This is a genomic window from Streptomyces beijiangensis, from assembly GCF_017315755.1.
In the GTDB taxonomy this organism is placed as follows: Bacteria; Actinomycetota; Actinomycetes; order Streptomycetales; family Streptomycetaceae; genus Streptomyces; species Streptomyces beijiangensis.
The window spans coordinates 1-2,784 of sequence record NZ_JAFLRJ010000582.1; the positions used below are offsets into that span (position 1 = coordinate 1).

Here is a 2,784-nt window from a genome sequence, read left to right on the forward strand (position 1 = left end):
CCGGTCGCGGTCGGGCGGGCCGCCCTCGGCTATCCGGGCGCGGACACCTTCGCGGGCCACCAGACGATGATGGGCGCGGACTTCAGCAAGGTGACGGTGGCCAGGCTCGGCGAACACCTCGACGAGGTGACGGCCGCCCTCGAAGCGGCGGGCCACCAGGTCGAACTCCTCGGAGGGAAGCCCCTGCTGGCCGTCGACGGCGCGGTCCTGGTCCACGACAACCTGGAAGCCGACCCCGGCATCAACTGGAACGCCTCGGGCCGCCTGGATGACCTCCCCTTCGAACGGATCCTCTCCATCGCCCGTACGGTGCGCGCGGTCGCCCCCGTCGCCCGGGTGATCGCGGTCGGCGGCCACGCGGAGCAGCCGCTGTCCGCGTACGTACGCCCCGGCGACAACGGCACGGTCGGCCTGGACACCCCTGCCAGCGGCTTCTACACGGGCGGCGGACTTCAGGTGCAGCACCTGGGGGCGGAGTTGGACCATGCCCGTCAGCTCCCTGAGCTGGCCGCCGGGGCCGGGATCCCGGTGACGCTGGTCGGCAAGGCGGCCGACATCCTGGCCTGCGAGGACGCCGTACGCCGCCCCGCGGTGGGGACCGCGGAGGTCCTCGCGTACACGCTCGAAGCGGTACGCGCCGGGGGCGACGCCCTCGTCGTGGCCAACGTCCAGGAGACCGATCTGGCCGGGCACCAGCAGGACACCCTGCGCTACGGACAGGTCCTGGAGCAGGTGGACGCGGGCCTCGCGGCGCTCACCGCACTGCTCGACGGGCCCGGCGACCGGCTGATCGTCACCGGGGACCACGGCAACGACCCGACGATCGGGCACGCGTACCACACGCGCGAGTACGTCCCGGTGCTGATCCACCGCCCGGACGCACCCGGCCTGGAGTACCTCCCCGACGCGGACAGCCTGGCGGACGTGGGCGCGACGGCGGCGGTGTCGCTGGGGCTCGACACGGCGGGTCTTGAGAACGGGACGGCACTGCGGGCGCGGTCGCAGGCGGCCTGAGTACGTAACGACGAAGCGGCCCGTGCCCCCTCGGAAGGGGACGCGGGCCGCTCGGCTGCCTGCTTCTAGCCCATGAACTTCTTGAACTCGTCGGGGAGCTCGAAGTTCTGCGGAGCCTCCGCGCCCGGCTGACCGGCCGCGCCGCCCTGCTCGCGCCGCTCGGCCGCGGCCTGCTCCTCCGCCTTGCGCTTCATCGGGTTACCGCTCTTGCGCTTGCCCTTGGCCTGCTTGATCTGCTTCTTCTGCCGGCCGGGACCGCCACCCATGCCCGGCATCCCGGGCATACCCGGCATCCCGCCGCCCTGGGCCATCCGCGACATCATCTTGCGCGCCTCGAAGAACCGCTCGACGAGCCCCTTCACCGCGCTGACCTCGACGCCCGAACCACGGGCGACGCGCGCCCGGCGCGAGCCGTTGATGATCGTGGGGTCCTGGCGCTCGGCCGGGGTCATCGACTTGATGATCGCGGCGGTACGGTCCACGTCGCGCTCGTCGATGTTGGCGATCTGCTCCTTCATCTGCCCCATGCCGGGCAGCATGCCGAGCAGCTTGGAGATGGAGCCCATCTTCCTGACCTGCTCCATCTGAGCCAGGAAGTCGTCGAGCGTGAAGTCCTTGCCGCCCTTGCTGTTCTGCAGCTTGGCGGCCATCTCCTCGGCCTCGGCCTGGCTGAAGGTCTGCTCGGCCTTCTCGATCAGGCTGAGCATGTCGCCCATGCCGAGGATGCGGGACGCCATGCGGTCCGGGTGGAACGTGTCGAACTCGTCCAGCTTCTCGCCGTTCGAGGCGAACATGATCTGCCGGCCGGTGACGTGCGCGACGGAGAGCGCCGCACCACCGCGGGCGTCGCCGTCGAGCTTGGAGAGGACGACTCCGTCGAAGCCGACGCCGTCGCGGAAGGCCTCGGCGGTGTTGACCGCGTCCTGGCCGACCATCGCGTCGACGACGAAGAGGATCTCGTCGGGGCTGACGGCGTCGCGGATGTCCGCGGCCTGCTGCATCAGCTCCTGGTCGATGCCGAGGCGGCCGGCGGTGTCGACCACGACCACGTCGTACTGCTTCGACTTGGCGTACTCGATGGAGTCCTTGGCGACCTTGACCGGGTCACCGACGCCGTTGCCCGCCTCGGGGGCGAAGACCGCGACGCCCGCGCGCTCGGCGACGACCGCGAGCTGGTTGACGGCGTTGGGGCGCTGGAGGTCACAGGCGACGAGCAGGGGCGCGTGACCCTGGCTCTTCAGCCAGAGGCCGAGCTTTCCCGCGAGGGTCGTCTTACCGGCACCCTGCAGACCCGCGAGCATGATCACGGTCGGCGGGTTCTTGGCGAAGCGGAGGCGTCGGGTCTCGCCGCCGAGGATGCCGATGAGCTCCTCGTTGACGATCTTGATGACCTGCTGGGCGGGGTTCAGCGCCTGCGAGACCTCGGCGCCGGCGGCGCGCTCCTTGACCTGCTTGATGAAGGCGCGGACTACGGGCAGCGCGACGTCGGCTTCGAGGAGCGCGATACGGATCTCGCGCGCGGTGGCGTCGATGTCCGCCTCACTGAGGCGCCCTTTGCCCCGGAGGTTCTTGAATGTCGCTGCGAGGCGGTCGGAAAGGGTATCGAACACGGCGGTCGCGGATCCTCGGGTCGGAGGGGGTCCCCCCTGTCTCCTTAAGAGCTCGGGGGAGGATGGGCGTTGCGTCCCAGGGTATCCGGCCGCCGCAAGGACCAGTGCCCCCGTCCCGTCCCCACCTGAACCGGGGCTGCGCCCCGGTTCAGGTGGGGAC

2 protein-coding genes are annotated in these 2,784 nt (G+C 70.8%); one reads left to right on the top strand and one right to left on the bottom strand.

Going from position 1 to position 2,784, the window contains the following annotated elements; all coding sequences use genetic code 11:
- A partial coding sequence (locus tag J0695_RS37140; RefSeq protein WP_206969170.1) for a phosphopentomutase occupies nt 1-1,014 on the top strand: 1,014 nt, incomplete at its 5' end.
- 65 nt (nt 1,015-1,079) lie between these two features.
- Here J0695_RS37140 and ffh read toward each other — a convergent pair.
- Nucleotides 1,080-2,624: a signal recognition particle protein gene (gene ffh / locus J0695_RS37145; protein ID WP_206969171.1), complete on the bottom strand. Its 1,545-nt coding sequence runs from the start codon at nt 2,622-2,624 to the stop codon at nt 1,080-1,082.
- Nucleotides 2,625-2,784 lie beyond the last annotated feature (160 nt).